Raw genomic sequence first — 2582 nt, 5'->3', positions numbered from 1 at the left:
GCGCATCCAAGATGGCTTTGGGTAGTTCTCGCGCCTCGTTGATCCAGCCCCCGGTCACTTCCAGCGAAAGCAGCTTCTTGACGTGGTCGGGCCGGTCCAGCGCCAGGAAGATCACTTCCATTTCCACATCGTGGTTCAAGTGAATCATTTGGGTGATAGGCACATCCCAGCGCACCTTGCCGTACACGTCTTCTGGAAACCATTCGAGCCAAGTCTTGATGGTGGTGCTCTTTAGCTCGGGATAGGTGTTACGGATGATTACCCAACGTGTGCGACGCCTGCCGTTGATGTCTGGCGCCTGCTCACAAGCCCTGCGCATGATTTCCATGCAGCAGGTAACAGACTTACCCGAGCCAATCGGCCCCAACAGGCCACGTACAAACGCCTTGCTGTTCATAAACGCGCTGGCGACAGGTCCAGGCGGGTAGTAGTGAATTGCGCTCATTCGTTCGGTTCTTCCATCTGTGTTGGGGTAGCGGGCTGGGTGCCGGCATGGATATGCATCATGGGAGTAGCCTTCTTCTTATCGTCATCGCCTCTATCCAAGCCAAATGCTTGGCGCTCGATGGTGACGAGGTTCTTCAGGGCAGTAGACAGGTCACGCACGGTGCCAGCGCGGGTAGATAGGCTGACGGCCTTCATCATCTGATTGCGACGCAGGTTGCCTGCATCGTCTTGAGTCTCGGTAAGGATGGCGGCTTCTATCGCCTCAATATCCTGGCTGGCGTCGTGAAGCTCATTGAGTAGCAAGCTGGCGATACCCCGTGCGGCAGCCACATCTCTGCGGTGGCTCATGACAACCGCTACACCCGTAGCAGCAGCGGCTTCCACGATCTCCCGGTCACGCTTGGGGTCGGCTGTGCGTTTGGTTCGCAAGTTCGCAGGTTCGCACTGGTTGGTTCGCGCCTGACTGTTGCGAACTTCTGTGCGAACAAGCTCAGCCCGCACTTCAGCTTGCACCTTCTCACTCAGATCCCGCTCCCATCGCAACTCCTTTGCCTTACGCCGAATGAGGGTGTCGGATACATCGAACTTCCGCCCTATCTCACGCAATGACAGCACACCAGCACGGTAGTCGCCCTCGATGCCTTCCCAATCGACTTCCTTACGTGCCATTACCAAGCCCATCCAATGGAAATACGTGGCTCTACCTCACCACGACGTGCTATCAGGTCTAAACGGGTACGCACACGCCCTAGGTCTCGGGCTATCCATGCTCCTGGCTCTTGGCTTGTAGGCCCATACGATAGGCCTGCACTCCAGGGGCGGGGCTTCGCTCCTAGGGTGTCTAGGATCAATGGGGTGTCGGTAGCCGTGTCGATATCCGCACCCAGCGCAGATTGCACAACACGGCGTCCACCTTGACCGTCATCCACCAGGGAAGTCGTCAGCGTTACAGGCTCACAGCTACAGGTGGGTTCGCCGTCCGGGGTGGTGCCTACTACAGAGAGTGGCGTTAGGCGGGTAGTGACGCGGCGTAGCTCTTTGCTACCGGATGGCAGCTTATGCGGGGCGGGGCCGGCCTCCTTCGCTTTCATGGCAGCACGCGCAACAACTAGAGAACCATCATCCTGGCGAATCGCAGCAGCAAGAGTGCCAGACTCGGTTTGAGTATCTGTTACGACTTTTTGGGAAATTACCCGAAAAGTCGGACACGCCACCAGCGCACAGGCGGCCACCCCGCCCATGCCCAACAACAGCAGCGCCTTTGTGGAGTAGGTCAGCTTCATCTGGCAGCCCTCCCTTCACAAACAGCACGCTCCTGGTTGCGGCGCTTCACAATGCCACTACAGCCGTTGGCGGGGTCGCGGCAGTCCTTACCAGCGACATACACAACCGAGTCAATGCCACGGCAAGCAGCGGCGTAATCGCCCTGCCTTGCCCTATCAGCGAGTCGGTAACTACACAGGTTCTGCGCACCGATGTTGTAAGCCAAGCTGGTAAAGGCAGCACGCGGGCCAGCCGGTAGACCGGGCATACACGTATCTACCTGGTGCAGCACTTCACGCACTTCGCCAACCAGCATTTGAGCGCATTGCTCTGCCGTATAGGCTTGACCCATACGAATGTCGGTACCAGTCTGGCCAAAGCAGGCGGTGGGAATGCCAAGAGGATGTACAGTGGTGCGCACCAAGGGATCGGCGTAGGTACTGCGCACCTCACCTTCATGCGGGGCAATCAAAAGCGCAGCAGTCAGCACCGCTCCTACCGCGCCGGCCCCGATTAAGCGGGCCTTGAGGCTCATTCCCCTGTACTCCCCTTGTCCTGGCCTTTGGCGAGACGCCGCCAGCGATAGATCAGGAATACAGCCTGTAGCACCACATACACCAAGGTGGTGAGGGCTACCCATTCATTGATGGTGATGCCAGACAGCGTAAAAGCCCCCACCGAGATAGGTGGAGCCGCTTTGGCCAGCTCGGTTGCGGCGTCTTTCGCCAGGACTTGATAGGACATCTCTCTCTCTCACGGTTTTAATTGATCGTGAGTGAGATTGTGTGGGTCGCCCCCGGTGTGTTTGGTGGCTGGCTTTGATGGGATTTTAGGTAGCGAAAAGGGGTGAGTTGAATTCACCCCCCCTCAGT

Annotated in this window: 5 protein-coding genes; all 5 read right to left on the bottom strand. The window is 57.9% G+C overall.

What is annotated here, in order from left to right:
- The coding region (locus tag CSQ89_RS20995) for a terminase large subunit domain-containing protein (RefSeq protein ID WP_233203399.1) at nt 1-445 on the bottom strand (445 nt) is incomplete at its 3' end.
- Nucleotides 442-1116, bottom strand: a complete 675-nt coding sequence (locus CSQ89_RS20990) for a hypothetical protein (protein WP_139023076.1) — start codon at nt 1114-1116, stop codon at nt 442-444. The genes CSQ89_RS20990 and CSQ89_RS20995, both read right to left, overlap by 4 nt.
- Entirely contained in the window at nt 1116-1730 is a 615-nt protein-coding gene (locus CSQ89_RS20985) for a hypothetical protein (protein ID WP_099407920.1), read from the bottom strand. Before CSQ89_RS20985 ends, CSQ89_RS20990 begins: the two co-directional genes overlap by 1 nt.
- Nucleotides 1727-2245 (bottom strand): glycoside hydrolase family protein, encoded by a 519-nt coding sequence (locus CSQ89_RS20980; RefSeq protein WP_158229083.1) that lies wholly within the window; start codon nt 2243-2245, stop codon nt 1727-1729. The genes CSQ89_RS20985 and CSQ89_RS20980 overlap by 4 nt, the downstream gene beginning before the upstream one ends.
- Nucleotides 2242-2454, bottom strand: coding sequence for a hypothetical protein (locus CSQ89_RS20975; protein ID WP_099407918.1), 213 nt, complete (start codon nt 2452-2454; stop codon nt 2242-2244). Before CSQ89_RS20975 ends, CSQ89_RS20980 begins: the two co-directional genes overlap by 4 nt.
- Nucleotides 2455-2582 lie beyond the last annotated feature (128 nt).

The organism is Chitinimonas sp. BJB300, from assembly GCF_002735695.1.
Classification (GTDB): domain Bacteria; phylum Pseudomonadota; class Gammaproteobacteria; order Burkholderiales; family Chitinimonadaceae; genus Chitinimonas.
This window is presented reverse-complemented; position numbering and strand designations above follow the sequence as displayed.